The sequence below is a fragment of the Bradyrhizobium yuanmingense genome, from assembly GCF_025200905.1.
Lineage (GTDB): Bacteria > Pseudomonadota > Alphaproteobacteria > Rhizobiales > Xanthobacteraceae > Bradyrhizobium > Bradyrhizobium yuanmingense.
In genome coordinates, this window is the sequence record NZ_CP104173.1 from 666,622 (window position 1) to 681,986 (window position 15,365).

17 protein-coding genes and 1 tRNA gene are annotated in these 15,365 nt (G+C 64.7%); 9 read left to right on the plus strand and 9 right to left on the minus strand.

Annotated features, from left to right (window positions below; translation table 11 throughout):
* Positions 1–606 precede the first annotated feature (606 nt).
* Together N2605_RS03235 and N2605_RS03240 are read left to right on the plus strand one after the other, a co-directional pair.
* The gene (locus N2605_RS03235; protein WP_260345825.1) at positions 607–1,806 is read left to right on the plus strand and encodes a GGDEF domain-containing protein; all 1,200 of its coding nucleotides are present in this window, start codon (positions 607–609) and stop codon (positions 1,804–1,806) included.
* Between the two features lie 33 nt (positions 1,807–1,839).
* Complete coding sequence (locus N2605_RS03240) at positions 1,840–2,466, plus strand: peptidoglycan recognition protein family protein (RefSeq protein ID WP_225189163.1); 627 nt, start codon at positions 1,840–1,842, stop codon at positions 2,464–2,466.
* Positions 2,467–2,587: 121 nt separating this feature from the next.
* Here N2605_RS03240 and rpoH read toward each other — a convergent pair whose 3' ends face one another.
* Positions 2,588–3,487: an RNA polymerase sigma factor RpoH gene (gene rpoH / locus N2605_RS03245; protein WP_036009602.1), complete on the minus strand. Its 900-nt coding sequence runs from the start codon at positions 3,485–3,487 to the stop codon at positions 2,588–2,590.
* A gap of 218 nt (positions 3,488–3,705) precedes the next feature.
* Positions 3,706–4,713, minus strand: a complete 1,008-nt coding sequence (locus tag N2605_RS03250; RefSeq protein ID WP_036009604.1) for an RluA family pseudouridine synthase — start codon at positions 4,711–4,713, stop codon at positions 3,706–3,708.
* On the opposite strand from N2605_RS03250, the gene N2605_RS03255 reads away from it, so the two are divergent.
* The 3 genes from N2605_RS03255 to N2605_RS03265 all read left to right on the plus strand — a co-directional run bounded on the left by N2605_RS03255 (position 4,712) and on the right by N2605_RS03265 (position 5,660).
* Positions 4,712–5,056: a hypothetical protein gene (locus N2605_RS03255; RefSeq protein ID WP_036009606.1), complete on the plus strand. Its 345-nt coding sequence runs from the start codon at positions 4,712–4,714 to the stop codon at positions 5,054–5,056. The two genes, N2605_RS03250 and N2605_RS03255, sit on opposite strands and share 2 nt — an antisense overlap.
* Before the next feature lie 57 nt (positions 5,057–5,113).
* A tRNA-Glu gene (locus N2605_RS03260) sits at positions 5,114–5,188 on the plus strand.
* A 70-nt stretch (positions 5,189–5,258) separates the two neighbouring features.
* Positions 5,259–5,660 (plus strand): 3'-5' exonuclease, encoded by a 402-nt coding sequence (locus tag N2605_RS03265; RefSeq protein WP_225148046.1) that lies wholly within the window; start codon positions 5,259–5,261, stop codon positions 5,658–5,660.
* A gap of 320 nt (positions 5,661–5,980) precedes the next feature.
* On the opposite strand, the gene N2605_RS03270 is transcribed toward N2605_RS03265, so the two are convergent.
* The 4 genes from N2605_RS03270 to N2605_RS03285 all read right to left on the minus strand — a co-directional run bounded on the left by N2605_RS03270 (position 5,981) and on the right by N2605_RS03285 (position 8,631).
* Positions 5,981–6,400 (minus strand): CBS domain-containing protein, encoded by a 420-nt coding sequence (locus tag N2605_RS03270; RefSeq protein WP_036009620.1) that lies wholly within the window; start codon positions 6,398–6,400, stop codon positions 5,981–5,983.
* Between the two features lie 181 nt (positions 6,401–6,581).
* Positions 6,582–7,052 (minus strand): aminoacyl-tRNA deacylase, encoded by a 471-nt coding sequence (locus N2605_RS03275; RefSeq protein WP_036009608.1) that lies wholly within the window; start codon positions 7,050–7,052, stop codon positions 6,582–6,584.
* Between the two features lie 189 nt (positions 7,053–7,241).
* Entirely contained in the window at positions 7,242–8,225 is a 984-nt protein-coding gene (locus tag N2605_RS03280; protein WP_260345827.1) for an alpha/beta hydrolase, read from the minus strand.
* 157 nt (positions 8,226–8,382) lie between these two features.
* The gene (locus tag N2605_RS03285) at positions 8,383–8,631 is read right to left on the minus strand and encodes a hypothetical protein (protein ID WP_225148043.1); all 249 of its coding nucleotides are present in this window, start codon (positions 8,629–8,631) and stop codon (positions 8,383–8,385) included.
* Between the two features lie 1,094 nt (positions 8,632–9,725).
* On the opposite strand from N2605_RS03285, the gene N2605_RS03290 reads away from it, so the two are divergent.
* From N2605_RS03290 to N2605_RS03300, 3 genes are all read left to right on the plus strand, one after another.
* A complete protein-coding gene (locus N2605_RS03290) occupies positions 9,726–11,216 on the plus strand; it encodes an amidohydrolase family protein (RefSeq protein ID WP_109145973.1) in 1,491 nt (496 codons plus the stop codon).
* Positions 11,217–11,219: 3 nt separating this feature from the next.
* On the plus strand, positions 11,220–12,149 hold the full coding sequence (locus tag N2605_RS03295) for a CobW family GTP-binding protein (RefSeq protein ID WP_109145257.1): 930 nt from the start codon (positions 11,220–11,222) through the stop codon (positions 12,147–12,149).
* A gap of 76 nt (positions 12,150–12,225) precedes the next feature.
* Entirely contained in the window at positions 12,226–13,095 is an 870-nt protein-coding gene (locus tag N2605_RS03300) for an urea carboxylase-associated family protein (RefSeq protein WP_109145256.1), read from the plus strand.
* Positions 13,096–13,132: 37 nt separating this feature from the next.
* Here N2605_RS03300 and N2605_RS03305 read toward each other — a convergent pair whose 3' ends face one another.
* Positions 13,133–13,510: a tautomerase family protein gene (locus N2605_RS03305; protein ID WP_109145972.1), complete on the minus strand. Its 378-nt coding sequence runs from the start codon at positions 13,508–13,510 to the stop codon at positions 13,133–13,135.
* A gap of 158 nt (positions 13,511–13,668) precedes the next feature.
* Between N2605_RS03305 and N2605_RS03310 the strand changes: the two genes are divergently transcribed.
* Complete coding sequence (locus N2605_RS03310; RefSeq protein WP_036009632.1) at positions 13,669–14,268, plus strand: TetR/AcrR family transcriptional regulator; 600 nt, start codon at positions 13,669–13,671, stop codon at positions 14,266–14,268.
* A gap of 3 nt (positions 14,269–14,271) precedes the next feature.
* On the opposite strand, the gene N2605_RS03315 is transcribed toward N2605_RS03310, so the two are convergent.
* Together N2605_RS03315 and N2605_RS03320 are read right to left on the minus strand one after the other, a co-directional pair.
* Positions 14,272–14,742 (minus strand): hypothetical protein, encoded by a 471-nt coding sequence (locus N2605_RS03315; protein WP_260345828.1) that lies wholly within the window; start codon positions 14,740–14,742, stop codon positions 14,272–14,274.
* Positions 14,743–14,756: 14 nt separating this feature from the next.
* Positions 14,757–15,257: a hypothetical protein gene (locus N2605_RS03320; protein ID WP_260345829.1), complete on the minus strand. Its 501-nt coding sequence runs from the start codon at positions 15,255–15,257 to the stop codon at positions 14,757–14,759.
* Positions 15,258–15,365: the final 108 nt, after the last annotated feature.

Below are 15,365 nucleotides of genomic sequence, written 5' to 3' on the forward strand. Positions count from 1 at the left end.
GGCCATGACGCTGTTAGAGCGGGTACACTTCGAACTCTCGCACAATAAAAAAGCGGGCCTTGCGCCCGCCACCTTCGATCGACCCGACGCCCGGGCGGAGCTCACTCCACCCGGGCAAAGAAGCAGAAGCCTCGTTACTTCTTCTTCGCCTTCTTGGCCTTTTTCGCCTTCTTCTTCGCCGCCTTCTTCGCTTTCTTAGCCATAGTATCCTCTCAAGGGTTAATGGTGGAACGCGACACGAGGGTGCTCGGCGGAGGGCCAGCCTCGCAACATCCTCGACGACAAACTCAGCAGATTCGGAGCCGGCTGCCCCGCGTCGTCACATCCGTGTCATCCTGTTATCCACAGCTCAGATGCACTTTCGGGTGATTTTTGGCGCGAATCCGCTCCACGCGTCAGCACGGCCATCGGCCGCGACAGCCTTAACGATCCGGCAATAGCCGCGTGCCGTTCATGAATCCAAAACCAAGGGCGCGTTTTCGCGAGCCGCAGTGAGACTCCATTAAGCGCAACCATCGCATTGTCTTCCGCAAGAAAACGGGGATGGGTCATGGACGGACGGCTGCCGGGATCGGGGGGCGGGACGCTGCGCGTGCTGTACGCGTCATGCTGAACGTACCGACATTGTGGACGGTCTTCGTCGTCAACTTCCTGGCGCTCGGCGTGATCTGGGCCTACGTGACGCGTTCCTATCCGAATTTCGCGGCTGCGCGGTTCTGGATGGCATCGGCCTTCGTCGGTGCCGCCGGCGCGATGACGGCCTTGATCCGTCTGTTCGTCGCCTCTCCCCTGCCGCTGCTGCTCGGCGCCGGCGGTGTCATCGCTGCGAGCTGCCTTGCCGCCATGGGAATTCAGCGCTTCTACGACCGGCCGGTCTCGTGGCGCCTGATGACCGCGACGGGGTGCTTGAGCCTTGTCGGCGTCGTGCTCTTCATGGTCGGATTCGAGCACATGCAGCTGCGCATGCTCAGCTACACGTTCGGTCAGGCCCTGCCGCTGATGCTGGCGCTGCGTCTGTTGTTGTCGCCGGAAGGCCGCGTCAGTCCGGGCGCCAAGCTGTCCGGCATCGTCATCCTCAGCATCATCGCGATCCTGCTCGTGCGCACCGTGGGCAATCTGCTCGGCTACGATCTCTCGGCGCGCGCCGGCGGCCAGGCCCATGCGATCATGGTGCTCGGGCTGCTGTTCCTGTCGATGACGCTCAATTTCGGTTTCCTGCTGATGGCGATGGACCGGTTGCGGGGCGAGGTTGCCGACCTCGCGTTGCTCGACGATCTCACCGGCGTTGCCAACCGGCGGCATCTCTTGCAGCGCCTGACCGAGGAATGCGCCCGTTCGGGGCGCAGCGGTGAGCCGTTCTCGCTGCTGCTGATCGACCTCGACGGCTTCAAGACCATCAACGACACCCATGGCCATGCCGCCGGCGATGCCTGCCTCAAGCACTTCACCCTGATGGCGCAGACGCGCCTGCGGCCCGGCGACATGCTCGCCCGCACCGGTGGCGACGAGTTCTGCATCGTGCTGCCGTCCTCGTCGCTGCGCGAGGCTGCCGCGATCGCCCGCCGCGTGCTCGAGGTCTGCCGGCAGGATGCCGCCAGCTGCAGCGGCCGCGACATTCCGATCGCGATCTCGATCGGGGTTGCGGAGTGGGATCGCGGCATCGGGGAATTCCCGGACCGCCTGATGGCCAATGCCGACCATGCCCTCTATGCGGCCAAGAAGAACGGCAAGAACGATTTTGCGGTCTATGACCCCACCCCGCCGTTATCGCCCGAGTCTGTCGGGACGGTGAGGACATTCGCGTAAAGCCTGTTAGGCTTGGGTCGCATTGGACCCTGCATGATGATATTTCGCCTGCTCGCGGCCGTGTTGGCCGCTCTCCTTCCGATCGTCCCCGCCGCTGCTGCGGATGCCGAGCTCGCCAGGCTCGCGCGCGCCTCCGGCACGCCCGTCATTCCCGGCCTGAAGATCGTCTGGCTGGCGCCTTGGGGCGAGGTCCGCAACGCAAGACCCTGGCGCAACATCATCGTGCACCAGACCGAGGGACCTGCGGGCTCTGCCCGCGGCGGCGCGCAGGCCCAGGCGAAGAACCCGACGCGGCGCGGCGTCACGGTCTGGGTCGAGACCGACGGCACGGTCTATTGGGCCGTCGCCGAGAACCTCGTGCCGACCCACGGCGACGGCGCCAACCGCAACGACAACAAGTACATCGACAACCGTCCGACCTACCGCCAGGTGGTGCGCGACAATTCGATCGGCGTCGAGTTCGCCGGCAATTATCCCGACGTGACGGCGGGGCCGACCGAGGCACAGGTCGCGGCGTGGAGGATCCTCGTGAAAGTGCTGCGCGCGCGCTACGACATCCCGCTCGAGCGGGTCTACGCGCACAACTGGATCGACTACAAGGACGCCCGCTATTGCGAAGGCTGCACGCTCGCGACGATGGCAAGGCAATGGGGGGAGTAGGCGGTGTGCCCACACGCACCGCTATCGGGCGCAGTTCGCATCACACCAACAAAAAAGCCGGCGTTGCCGCCGGCTTTTCGTCTCTTTCGATCCGCCAATCTCTGGCGCTGAGCCGCCGCGCTTAATGCGCGGCTTCCAGCGCGGCCTGTTCGGCCTTTGCGATCGTGCCCTTGACCGCGGACTGCACCTTCTCGAAGGCGCGGACCTCGATCTGGCGGACGCGCTCGCGCGACACGCCGAACTCGGCAGCAAGGTCTTCCAGCGTCATCGGCTCATCGGCGAGGCGGCGGGCCTCGAAGATGCGGCGTTCGCGCGGGTTGAGCACGCCCATGGCGCCGTTCAGCGCGTCACGGCGGTGATCATACTCCTCGTGCTCCGCCATCATGGCTTCCTGGTTGGGCGTGTTGTCGACCAGCCAGTCCTGCCATTCGCCGGCTTCGCCATCGTCGCGGATCGGTGCGTTGAGCGACGCATCGCCGCCGAGGCGGCGGTTCATGTCGATCACGTCCTGATCGGTGACGCCGAGGCGCTTGGCGATCAACTTGACCTGGTCGGGGCGGAGATCGCCTTCGTCCAGCGCGTTGATCTTGCTCTTCGCCTTGCGCAGGTTGAAGAACAGCTTCTTCTGGTTCGCGGTGGTGCCCATCTTCACGAGCGACCACGAACGGAGGATGTACTCTTGAATCGACGCCTTGATCCACCACATGGCGTAGGTGGCGAGACGGAATCCCTTCTCGGGTTCGAATCGCTTCACCGCCTGCATCAGGCCGACATTGCCTTCCGAGACGACCTCGGAGATCGGCAGGCCGTAGCCGCGATAGCCCATGGCGATCTTGGCCACGAGGCGGAGATGGCTGGTGACGAGTTGGTGTGCCGCGTCGCGATCGTCATGCTCACGCCAACGCTTGGCGAGCATGTACTCCTCCTGCGGTTCCAGCATCGGGAATTTGCGGATCTCGGCGAGGTAGCGAGAAAGGCCGGATTCTCCATTGAGGACCGGCAAAGCAGCGGTACGGGCCATAGTGCGCCCTCCAAAAGGTTCAGGCCCCCGATAGCGGCGGGCCAGGCAGACGACCGCTGTGTTAAAGCCGGCCGTAGCTGCGATGTTCCGCGTTGGTCATTTCAACGCAGACGCAATATACCCCATCGGGGGTCAAAAAGGGAAGGATTGCTGACGTCACGTCCCCGTGTGGCAGCTATAACTTTTTGTAATGTAAAGGCTTTCTGAAGCGGCCTGCGTCATAGCGCCGCCTTGAGCGCACGTTCCAAGAGAAGCAAATCCTCCGGCAAAGGCGCCTCCCAGTGCAGTAATTCTCCCGTCCTCGGGTGCTCCAATACCAGCAGGTAAGCATGTAAGGCCTGCCGCCCCAGCGCCGCCAAAGCTGCCTGCGACTCGGGGCCGAGCTGGTTGGCCTTGGTCTTGAAATGCGGGCCATAGACGGCATCGCCCATCAGCGGGTGGCCGATATGGGCGAGATGAACGCGGATCTGATGGGTGCGGCCGGTCTCGAGCTCGCAGGCGAGCAGGGCGGCGACGCCCTTGCCGTCGCGTCCATGAAAGCTCTCCAGGATTTCCCAATGCGTCACCGCCTCGCGGCCACCCTGGCGCACGGCCATCTTCTCGCGTGCATGCGGGTGCCGGTCGATCGGCGCATCGACGGTGCCGCGGTGCCGGTTCGGCACGCCCCAGGCGAATGCCATGTAGCCGCGCCGCATCGCGCCGGTGCGGCCGTGATCGGCGAATTGCGCCGTCAATGAAGCGTGGGCGAGATCGTTCTTGGCAACCACCATCAGCCCCGTCGTGTCCTTGTCGAGCCGGTGCACGATCCCGGGCCGGCGCACTCCGCCGATGCCGGAGAGCGAGGCGCCGCAATGGGCGATCAGCGCATTCACCAAGGTGCCGGTCTCGTGGCCGGCCGCGGGGTGCACGACGAGGCCCTTGGGCTTGTTGAGGACGACGATGTCGTCGTCCTCGAACACGATATCGAGGGCGATGTCCTCCCCCTTGGGCTCGGCGGGCGCCGCTTCCGGCACGTCGATTATGATCGTATCGCCGGATGCGACGTGATAAGCGGGGTCGCGGACCGCGGAGGCCTTCAGGTGCACTGCGCCCGCCAGGATCAGGGCTTTCAGCCTCGATCGCGACAGCTCCGGCAGGCGCGCCGCCAGCACGCGGTCGAGCCGGGCCGAGCCCTCGGAGCCTTCGACCACAACCTCCAACCTTTGCGCTGACCCAGGGCTTTCCATGACGACGTCTGATACCGCTGTTCCCGAACCGACCCCCGAGCAGGCCGCGCTGTTCGCGCGGGTGCGGCGGATGATGCTGATCGCGGGGTTGACCACGGCGCTGGCGTTCTGCGCCGTGCTGATCGCGGTGGGCTACCGCCTTTTCAAGTCTGAGGGAAGGGCGGTCGAAGCGGCAAGCGATGTCACTGCCACCCTGCCCAAGGGCGCCAGAATCGTCTCGACCGGGGTCGCCGGCGACCGCCTCGTAGTGACGCTGGATCTCGGCGGAATCATCGAGATCCGCACCTTCGATGCCCATACCCTGAAGTCGGCCGGACGGCTGAAATTCGCCAATGAGCCGTAAAACGCCCCTCGGGGTCCTTGCGGCGGACAAATTTCGAGGCTATTGGCTAGCCCTCACGCTCCCTTCGTCTAGCGGTTAGGACGCGGCCCTCTCAAGGCTGAAACAGGGGTTCGATTCCCCTAGGGAGCGCCAGCTGATCCTAAGCCATCTGCTGCCCGAAGATGCGGGTCGGCAGGGACTGGAGCCGGATGTGCGGCGGTGCGTGAGCATCGACGCAGAAGCTCACTGCGTTGCCGAGTGGTTTCTCGACCGTAAGAAAGCAGGCTACGAGTGGTCGCAGATGGCGTGTCTCTACCCGGAGCACTGGATCGGCGGACGGGTCGCGCAGATTCTCGCCGGGCATTGTGCGCCGATCGACATCGCCAAGGACAATCGCAACCGGGTTTCGGTCAAGCGGGTCGCCGTGCGATTCCTGAGCATGCACAGCGCGAAAGGGCTGGAGTTTCCCTGCGTCGCCATCGCCGGCTTGGGCCTGCTCGGCCGCCACGGCGAGACCGTCGAGGAATGTGTCCGGCTGACCTATGTCGGGGTGACCCGGGCAACTCACGAGGCGCTCCTGACGTATTCGAGCGAGTCGGCATTGGTGCAGCGCTTGATCGCGTAGCCCGACGCCGCGCAGGCGCTCTTTCACGCGGTAGTGCAGTCGATCGAGCGGAGGATCGCCCGCTGCACGTCCGCATTCGAAAGAAACACATCTTGGTAGGTTGCGCGTCGCAGCGTCATCGATGATGACGTGATCGAGTGAACGGGCCTTGCATCCATTCCGGCGCAACTTGCATTCACTCCGGCGCAAAATGAGCCGCATCGCGTCGTCGCTTCTGCGCCGCGCGATAGTTGCACCACGAGCGCATGACTCGGGCTCCCACTCAACCCTATTCGGGGGGATCGCGAGAGGAGCCCTGGCCATACGTTTTGGCGGTAACTTCAGTGATGCGCCGAAACGCTTCTGACGGTCTCGGTGAGCATGTCACCCGATGAGGAATGGCTGACGTCACCCAGGCTGATGATGCCGACCATCCGCTTGCTCTTGTTGATCACCGGCAGCCTGCGGACCTGCAGCTTCTCCATATGATGCATCGCCTTGGCGAGGTCATCGTCCTCGCGGCAGCAATGGATGCCCTCGGTCATCACGTCACGTGCCGTCGCGCGGCCGGCATCGAAGCTGTGGCTCGCGAGTCCTTTGCAGACGATGTCGCGGTCGGTCACCATTCCGACCAGCTTGTCATCCTCGCCAATCGGAATGCAGCCGATGTCATGCGCCCGCATCAGTTTGGCAATCTCGGTGATTGGGGTGTCGGGGCTGACCCAGTCGACACCCTTGTGCATCACGTCTTTGACTTTCATGGCGAGCCTCCGTTCGTGGGTTTCAAGTGCGTTGATGCAATGCAGCGGCACCCCCATCTTCCGAACTCCGACCAGACAAAGCGCAGACACTTTCGCCGCCACCCTGCGGAACGGTATGACGGCGAACTTGCGCTAGAGTTCCCGCCCAGGGCCGCAAGGACAATGGGCGGCGCACAGGTCCTCAGTCATGCGCGCTGAAGCGGCCGTGCGGTGCGTTGGCCGTCAGGCGCGCAAACTGCGCGTGACCCATGTGAAGCAGCGTCTCATGATCGCCGGCTTCCATATAGATGTCCGGCTGTGCCTCGAGGCTGTCGTCGACGATGATATCCAATCCGTAGCATTTGCCGACGGCAGGAACTGCACCGTGTGCACAGTCGCTGAACAGCCGATTGATCTCGGTTTCATTGGCCATGTGGACATTGTCGCCGAGGCTTGTCCTCAGGTCCGACAGGCGGAGGTGATGCGATGCGGGCAAGACGGCCAGCATGTATCCGCCGTCGCGCCGCAACACGATGCCCTTGGCGAGGCGGTCGCCGGAGATATGGCATGCCTGCGCCGTTCGGGCGGACGTCATGCTGAGTTCGTGCGGGATCACCTCGTACTGGATGTTCTCAGCGGCGAGGTATTTCTGGAGGGTGGGAGCAATGGCCATGGCATCACCTCCGATGCGGAATGGAAACCATCCACCGTGAGGCGATCCTGCAGACTCTCGCCATACGATGGGCGGCTGCCTGACTAGCTACCCAACATAGGTCTTCCATCCGCAAGCTGCAATGCAATTCCCCTCGGAGCCGCAACGGGTGTGGGCAGGAGCAGGCTTTTCGCGTGGCTCGGCGCTCTCCTACGCCGTCGTGCCGTCGATCGAGCGGCGGATCACCCGCTGCACTTCCGTATTCGACAGGAACAAATCGTGGTTGATGATGCCCCAGCCTTCCTGGGAGGCATCGACCACGCGCACACCGAGCCCTGCGATGGCGGCCTTCTCGGCCGCGCCGACGCGGGTCATGCCGCCGGCGAGCTGCCCCGACAGCGCCAGTGCACGATCGTTGGTCGAGGCGATCACCGTGATCTTGCCGGCGAGAGGGCCGATGCGCTGGATCGCCGACGAGAACACGTCCATGTCGATGTCGGGCGCGGCAAACACCACCGCGCCAATCTTGCTCGTCACCGTGTCGCCGTATCTTCCATGGAGCTGGCGCAGGCTTTCGAGCGTCAGCATGGTTCCCATGCTGTGGGCGACGATGTGCACGCGCCCCGCCCCCGGCGCCGACACCAGCGCAGAGAGCACGCGCTCGAAATTGTCGCGCGACCACATCGCGCTGTCGCGGTCATAGGCGTAGTCGAACAGTCCTGCCTTGGAAGGCCAGGAGAACGCCATGGTCCGGCCGCGGAACTTGATCCCATCGGAAAGGTGGGCTGCATCCAGCACCGCCGTCTCGAACGTCTGCTTGAAACCGTGCACATAGATCAGCACGTCCCCGCCGCCGGCCTGGCCAGCTAGATCGCCGGCGTCGGCCGGGACCGGCTCGATCCGGTCGAGACGCCAATTCTCGAGTCCGACCGAGGCGAGGGAAAGCCGGCTCTCGTCCGGCGCCGTCAGCTTCGCCCGCGCGACCGTCATGCTCGTCGCACGCTCCGGCCCGAACCAGGGTTTTGCGCGGCCGCCGTTCACTGGCTTGCGTGTGGTGACGACAAGCAACGTCGGATCGACGGAGAGCGAGGAGGCGTCGAAGCGCGCGCCGGTCGCACCGAGGCCAGCGCATCCGCCAAGCGCCAGCGCGCTCCCCGTCGACAGGAGACCGCCGAGGAGAGCGCGGCGCGACATGGAATGATTTGTTTGAGGAAGACGTCGGCCTATCACTGGGAACCCATGGGAACTTTGCCCCCGACAGCATCGCCCCATCTGCTCTCTGAATGACAATGGGGGCGAGATCGCGGCGGAGCCGCCTCGCGCATGTCGTGGCCTTCAAGTGAATGGCGGGTCAGTCGGTGATCTCGATTGCCTGGATCTCGCACCAATCGCGCAATGCCCGCTCCCTCGCCTTGTTGCGGTAGTCATGCCAAGCATCGATCGCTCCCCGTCGGGAGAGCAGGCCCTTGAACTTCTGATAGGCGCCGCGTTTGCTGAAAATATAGCGAACGTCGTCCAGATCGTTCGGCAGGAACTCGCGGACGAAGGCAATCACGAGAGGCTTGCCGAGGTCGAGGTCTCGTGAGTTCGGGATCTGCAAGTATTTGGTCTCGTCCTCGATATCGTCAGGCAGTCGTCGTCCTCGAGCTCCTGGAGGTCGTCCTGATCGAACTGGTAGTAGATCTTTCCTGTCTGCCTGCAGACGAAGGTGCGGCACTCCACAACGCCGCTGATGTCGGCGAACTCAAAAGCCTGGAGGATGTCTCCGAATTTCACGCGCATTGGACACCTTGCCAATGGACCGACGCCGCAATGTCTGCAATCGGCCCGAACAGTATAAGCGGATCGTCCTTCGAGGCAATGAACCCTCGCCGTGTCCAGAAGGCAACTGCCCCGGCGTCGACGGCAGAACACACCGATCCGCTGTCAACCCCTCCCGCCGAAAATATTCCACTTTACCGAAATTCGGATTTGTCGTATGTATCGACCATTCCAGCCCACCAAGGGGCGGTCGTACGTCGTTTCGAGCGCGGGCTGGAAGTTGCGGTGGACGCGGGCGGCGTTAAAGGCGGAGCTTGCGCGTGCAGGGCGAGATGAACCTCGTGAGCATGCGGGACCCGCGAAGACGAACGGCGCCCCTGCGTACGGCGAAACCGTGTGGTCCTGGCCGTCGTTGCTACGGTCAAGCCTTGGCGAAGACGTCATCGCGTCAACCGGCGCGGTGCCGTGACTTTTGCGGAGGCGAGGGAGGCCAGAAGGAACTCGGCTCCCGGGAGAGCGCGGCATAGGCCGTCAAACCATCGCGCAGGGAAGGCCTGGTTTCGGCTGCCCTGTGTCTCCCCTGTGCACTGCGTGTGCATTCGTTCAGCGCAGGGGTCTTATGGGTGCCAGCTGGCGCCCGGTCTTCCCTGCGCCCTTTCCTTGAGGGGTGTGTGAAGCGGAGCATAGCTCGGGCGGATCAAGCCGCGAGAACGCGAGGGTATGCCGATTGGATCGGCGGATTGACGCAGCGGCATTGTTGGGCTCCGGTCCGATACACTTCCTGCGTTCACCGGCCTCACTTGCAAGCATGCTGCATCGGCATCAGTGGTGGTGGTCGTTCTCACGAGAATATGCACTATGCGCGCCGATGCGCCTCCGAAGCTGCTGCCGGGCCTTCGGAAATTCTGGCAATTTGCTTTTCGGAGTGACGAGATGAGCGGTTTGGTGGTCTCTGGCGGCCGGGTGGTGGATCCCGCGAGCGGGATGGACGCCGTTGGGGATGTGGCGGTCGTGGACGGCAAGATCGCCGCCGTCGGCACGGGCCTCGGCGGCGCCGAACGGGTGATCGACGCCACCGGCCTCGTGGTGGCGCCCGGCTTCATCGATCTGCATGCCCATGGCCAGTCGATCCCGGCCGATCGCATGCAGGCGTTCGACGGCGTCACGACCACCCTCGATCTCGAGGCCGGCGTGCTGCCGGTCGGGTCCTGGTATGAGCGCCAGGCGCGAAAGGGCCGCGTGCTGAATTATGGCGCGGCCACCAACTGGGCCTTTGCCCGCATCGGCGCGATGACGGGCTCCAACGCGGAGAGCTCGCTGGAAGCGTTCGGCAACGCCATGCGCGACCGCCGTTGGATGGACAATGTCGCAACCGATGCGGAGGTCTCGGGCATTCTCGAGCGTCTGGCCCGCGGCCTCAACGAAGGCGGTATCGGCATCGGCATCCTCAACGCCTATGCGCCCGGCGCCGGCGTGCAGGAGCTGACCGCAGTGTGCCAGCTGGCCGCGAAGCAGGACGTCCCCACCTTCACCCATGTCGCCTTCATGTCGCGCATCGATCCCGAGAGCGCAGTGGAAGCCTATATCCGCCTGATCGGCTATGCCGGCGCCACCGGCGCGCACATGCACATCTGCCATTTCAACTCGTCGAGCAAGACCGACGTCGAGCGTTGCCGCGTGCTGATCGAGAAGGCGCAAGGACAGGGCCTGCCGATCACGGTCGAGGCTTATCCTTACGGCACCGGCTCGACCGTGCTGGCCGCGGCCTTCTTCAGTGATCCCCAGTTCGTCGAGCGCAACGGCACCGGTTACGATTCCGTGCAGCGCGTCACCGACGGCTACCGCTTCCACGACCGCGAGGAGCTCTTGAAGGCGCAGGCCGAGGAGCCGTCCTCGCTGGTGCTCTGGCACATTCTCGACACCGAGAACAATGCGCACCACCGCGACCTGCTCGATATGTCGGTGCTGTATCCCGGCGGCGCGATCGCCTCCGACGCGATGCCGTGGACGCTGTCGGACGGCTCAACCTACACCGGCGATGCCTGGCCGCTGCCGGATGATGCGACCTCGCATCCGCGCTCGGCCGGCTGCTTCACGAAGTTCATCCGTGAATGGGTGCGCGAGCGTAAAGCCCTGTCGTTGCTGGAAGGCGTGCGCAAATGCGCGCTGATCCCGGCGGAGATCCTCTCGCAGAGCACGCCGGCGATGCGGAGCAAGGGCCGGCTCGCCAAGGACGCGGATGCTGACATCGTCGTGTTCGACTACGAGAAGCTCTCGGACCGTGCGACCTTCACCGCGATGAACCGGCCCTCTGAGGGCGTCCGGCATCTTGTCGTCAGCGGCCAGGTGCTGATCAGCGACGGCATGCTCGATGTGACCGCGCGGCCGGGCAGGCCCGTGCGCCGCCCAATCGTCGAGGGCTGATCCATGGCGGTCCCCATTCTCCTGGTGACGGGCTTCTTGGGGGCCGGCAAGACCACGGTCGTCAACCATCTGCTGGCGCATGCGGAGGGGCGGCGGATCGCTGCCGTCGTCAACGATTTCGGCGCCATCAACATCGATGCGGAGCTGATCGCGGGCGCGAGCGACGGCGTGGTCAGCCTTGCCAATGGCTGCATCTGCTGCTCGCTCGAGGGCGATCTGCTCCGCACGCTTTCGACGCTGCTGCGGCGTGATCCCAAGCCCGATTGTATCGTCATCGAGACCAGTGGCGTTGCCGATCCCGCCGACATCGTGCGCAACCTAATGGACCCCGTGATCCTGCGCGAGGCGCAGCTGGAGACGGTGCTTTGCGTGTTGGACGCAGGGACACCGCCTTCGGCTCTGGACGACGCGCTGATGCGGTCGCAGCTGCGCGTCGCCGATATCGTGGCATTGAGCAAGCTGGATCTGGCGGGCGCGGGCGCGGGGGTGCGGATGCGTGACGCCATCCGCGCCCAGCGCGTGCCCGCGGTGGTGGTCGAGGCACAGCACGGCGAGATTCCGCCCGCGCTGCTGTTTCCCGCCGGTGCCGACCGCGCTCCGGCGCCGCGCGAGGTGGGACCGAAACGGCCGGCGGAGGAGCGCTTCGAGGCACTGAGCTGGACCTCGGATAAGCCGGTCTCGCTGCCGCGCCTGCAGCAGGCCATCAGCCGCCTTGCGCCGAAGCTGGCGCGCGCCAAGGGCCTGTTCGAAACCATCGAGCAGCCCGGCCGCACGATGGTGTTTCAGTTCGCCGCCGGCCGGGCGACCCTGGCGCCTGGCGATGCGCCGACACCGGGCGCGGCGCGGACGCGCATCGTCTTCATTGCCGAGCTTGGCATGCTCTCGAAGGCGGAGCTCGATGAAGTCATGGAGGCGTGCGTTGCCGGCGGCTGAGGTGAGGGGGTAGGGTCAACCGCTTCCGCCATTAGCCACCACCTCTCCTTTTGCCGAGTCGATCCGAGGCCGAACTATGCCGCCAAATATGCCACTCGCCCCCGCTGATGCCGCCTCGCGCCGCGCTGCCAAGCCGGCCATCGTCTATCCGGCCGGGACGATGCCCGGGCCGGATATGGCTACGCTCGAAGCAGCCCGCCGTGCTGCGGTCAAGACGCACGAGCTTATCGTGCCGCCACGCGATGCCCGTGCCTTTCGCGTGGCGCGCGGCCAGTTCTTCCGCATCGTGAGCATCGAAGGCCCTCAGGTCGGTGACCTCAATCTCTGGAATGCAGACGATCTCTCCGAGCGCTTCTTCAGCGGCAAGACGCGGGCGCTCCATGGCACGCATGTCGGCATCGGTGACCGGCTCTGGAGTAATATGCCCTATCTTCGGCCGATGGTGACCATCAGCCACGATACGCTTGGCTGGTACGGCTTCGACGCGGACGGTGCCGGCATTCACGATGTGATCGGCACGCGCTGCGATCCCTACACAAATCTCCTGCTGAACGGCACGGCTTACGATTTTTGCTGTCACTCCAACCTGTCCCGCGCCCTCGCCACCGAATTGAAGGCGGATCCGGCCGCAGTGGAGCATCATGTCCACGACGTGCTCAACGTCTTCATGTGCACCGGCTTCACCAGGGACACGCACCAATATTTCATGAAGGCAAGTCCGGTCCGCCCCGGCGACTTCATCGAGCTCTTCGCGGAGATCGACCTGCTCGGCGCGCTGTCGGCCTGTCCAGGTGGAGACTGCAGCGCAACCCATTCCAGCGATGCCGCGGCATGCCATCCGCTCAAGATCGAAATCTTCGAGCCGGATCGAACGGCCCTGAAAGGCTGGACCTGGCCTACCCCGAGCGCGTATCACCGTCACCACGGTGCGCATGCGGGACGCTGAATCTCAGTCTTCGACCGGCAATCCGTCGCCGTGCACCTCACGCGAACTGCGCGATGCCGTGACCGACGGACCAGTTCTCCTTGGGCGCGTCGAGCACGTTGACGAACACGTCCTCGGGCCTGATCCCCGGGTTCTCGCCGAGCAGGTCGGCGATCCGACGATACAGCGCTTTCTTCTGCTCGGCCGTGCGCGAGGCGAACACGGTGATCTGGATCAGCAGGGCGTCTTCGCTGCGCTCGACGCCGTAAGCATTGCCGCAGCGGAAGTTGGCCGGCTCATGCTCGGTGATGGCCATGAACGCATCGCCTTCGGGCACGTTCAGGGCCTCGCGCATCGCGCGGTAAAGTCCGTCCAGAATCGCCTGCCGGTAGCTTTGCGGCTTACCGGCGCGCATCGAAATGTGGAGGAGAGGCATCACGCGGCCCTTTGCATGCGGTCCCGGCTGACACGGCGATGTGAACGCCGCCGGCTCGGCCAATTCAGAAAAACGGACTATCAATCTCGATCGGTTTTTGACACGATGCCGAGAAAGCATATTCTTGACGGCATGTCAAATACTTTGCGGAGCCAAGCTTGAGACCGCGCGAGTTCGATCATGACGAGGTTCTGCGCATCGCGTTCGACCAGTTCTGGCGCAAGGGCGTGCGCGGCACCTCGCTGTCCGACATTGCGCGCGATGCGGCGGTCCAGCGCGGGAGTCTCTACAATGCCTTCGGCAGCAAGGAGGCGCTATTCCTGCAGGCCTATGAACGCTACGCGGGGGATTATCTCGCCAAGCTGCAAAAGGCGCTCGGGGCAGGTTCCTTGCGCAAGCGCCTCACCGCGTTCTTCGATCTGACCATCACCAATTTCCGCTCGGGCACGCCGCCGCGCGGCTGTCCGACGACGCGCGGGCTGATGGAGCTCGGCGGCGCCGAAGGCGAGGGGCTCGACGACAACGCGCGCCAGGCTTTTGCGAACCTGATCTCGCGCATCACCGCACTGCTTCAGGACACGTTGGCCGCTGGCGCGGCGCGGGGCGAGTTCGACGGCAATCCCGCGGCTGCGGCGCTGCAGATCGTCACCGTGACGCGCGGCCTCGCCGTGCTCGAGCGTGCCTTCGGGGACGAGCCCCAATTGCGCAAGATCGCCGCGCACACGATCGATCTCGTGCTCGGCAGGAATGGCGGATAGGTGTCAGCACAGCGCGAGCGCGTTGACCGCGCGTGTCGCAGCATCCTCCTTGCCGGAGCCAACGACCTGGCCAACGGTGGATTCGAGCTCGCCCGGCTGCTTGCGGCGCGCGACCGCCAGCAGTCGCATCAATTCCGCCTCGTCCTTGGAAAGCCGCCTGCAGGACGGCGGCATGAAGCACAGCTCGCAGGGCCGCTCCTTGCGCAGGATCCTGACGAGCGCGGCCGCGCGCGCGACCAGCAGCGGGCTGTCGGCAATGCCGGGCGCTTCCTCGGCAAAGCGATAGGCCGCTTCCCAGCAATCCGATGCGCCGGTCGCATAGGCCGCTCCGATGAAGCGGAGCAGCGCCAGCGCGAGGCGGGAAAAATCATCATAGCTGTCGATGTCCGGCCGGGTCGCAAGCGCGGCCTGGAGTGGACAGAGCAGCGGCTCACCAGCGTCCGACGTCGGCGCAGAATCGCAACTGGCCCGCATCGTGAACGATCTCGTCAATGCAACGTCGCGCTGCCCACGAACCAGCTCTTCATCGCCAACATCCCGTCATGCTCGATAGGCTGCACGTGCCGGTCGGGCAGGACGAGGCCGGCCATGCGGAAGATCGTCGCAAGCCCCAGGACCGGCGCGAGCGCCCAATCGGCGCCGATCGGCGGCAACCAACGCTCGAACTGCTCGCGCGCGACGTCGACGCGGTCCTGCTGGGCCGCGGCAATCGCGCGCAAGATTCCGCGCTCGCTGTCGGACATGCGCGGACAGGTGGGGCAGTGCACTTCGATCGCGGTATGCGCGGTGCCGGCAAAGATCTCGATGATGGAATCCAGCGACAGCACGGCATCGCCGACGCGAAAATGGTCGTACACCTGCTGGATATCGGCGGCCGTCGGGACGGCGCTTCCGCTACGCGCCTTCGCCCGAAATCCCCAGATGAAGAGACGCTCCGCTGCGCTCAGCGCAGGAAGATCGACGGGCCTGGTGTATGTCGATCGATGCATTGTGCTTCTGGCCTCCGGCTGCGCTCACGCCAGCGCTGGCGCGGATGATCTGCGCCGATCGTTCTGCCAGAGAGCTCTCCAAGTCAACGCGCGGAGAGGCGATGTCGA

Excerpts from the sequence above, each read along its gene's own strand:
- N2605_RS03235 (WP_260345825.1), top strand. The coding sequence starts at position 607 with ATGCTGAACGTACCGACATTGTGGACGGTCTTCGTCGTCAACTTCCTG.
- N2605_RS03240 (WP_225189163.1), top strand. The coding sequence starts at position 1,840 with ATGATGATATTTCGCCTGCTCGCGGCCGTGTTGGCCGCTCTCCTTCCG.
- rpoH (WP_036009602.1), bottom strand. The coding sequence starts at position 3,487 with ATGGCCCGTACCGCTGCTTTGCCGGTCCTCAATGGAGAATCCGGCCTT.
- N2605_RS03255 (WP_036009606.1), top strand. The coding sequence starts at position 4,712 with ATGACGACGTCTGATACCGCTGTTCCCGAACCGACCCCCGAGCAGGCC.
- N2605_RS03250 (WP_036009604.1), bottom strand. The coding sequence starts at position 4,713 with ATGGAAAGCCCTGGGTCAGCGCAAAGGTTGGAGGTTGTGGTCGAAGGC.
- N2605_RS03270 (WP_036009620.1), bottom strand. The coding sequence starts at position 6,400 with ATGAAAGTCAAAGACGTGATGCACAAGGGTGTCGACTGGGTCAGCCCC.
- N2605_RS03275 (WP_036009608.1), bottom strand. The coding sequence starts at position 7,052 with ATGGCCATTGCTCCCACCCTCCAGAAATACCTCGCCGCTGAGAACATC.
- N2605_RS03280 (WP_260345827.1), bottom strand. The coding sequence starts at position 8,225 with ATGTCGCGCCGCGCTCTCCTCGGCGGTCTCCTGTCGACGGGGAGCGCG.
- N2605_RS03290 (WP_109145973.1), top strand. The coding sequence starts at position 9,726 with ATGAGCGGTTTGGTGGTCTCTGGCGGCCGGGTGGTGGATCCCGCGAGC.
- N2605_RS03295 (WP_109145257.1), top strand. The coding sequence starts at position 11,220 with ATGGCGGTCCCCATTCTCCTGGTGACGGGCTTCTTGGGGGCCGGCAAG.
- N2605_RS03300 (WP_109145256.1), top strand. The coding sequence starts at position 12,226 with ATGCCGCCAAATATGCCACTCGCCCCCGCTGATGCCGCCTCGCGCCGC.
- N2605_RS03305 (WP_109145972.1), bottom strand. The coding sequence starts at position 13,510 with ATGCCTCTCCTCCACATTTCGATGCGCGCCGGTAAGCCGCAAAGCTAC.
- N2605_RS03315 (WP_260345828.1), bottom strand. The coding sequence starts at position 14,742 with ATGCGGGCCAGTTGCGATTCTGCGCCGACGTCGGACGCTGGTGAGCCG.
- N2605_RS03320 (WP_260345829.1), bottom strand. The coding sequence starts at position 15,257 with ATGCATCGATCGACATACACCAGGCCCGTCGATCTTCCTGCGCTGAGC.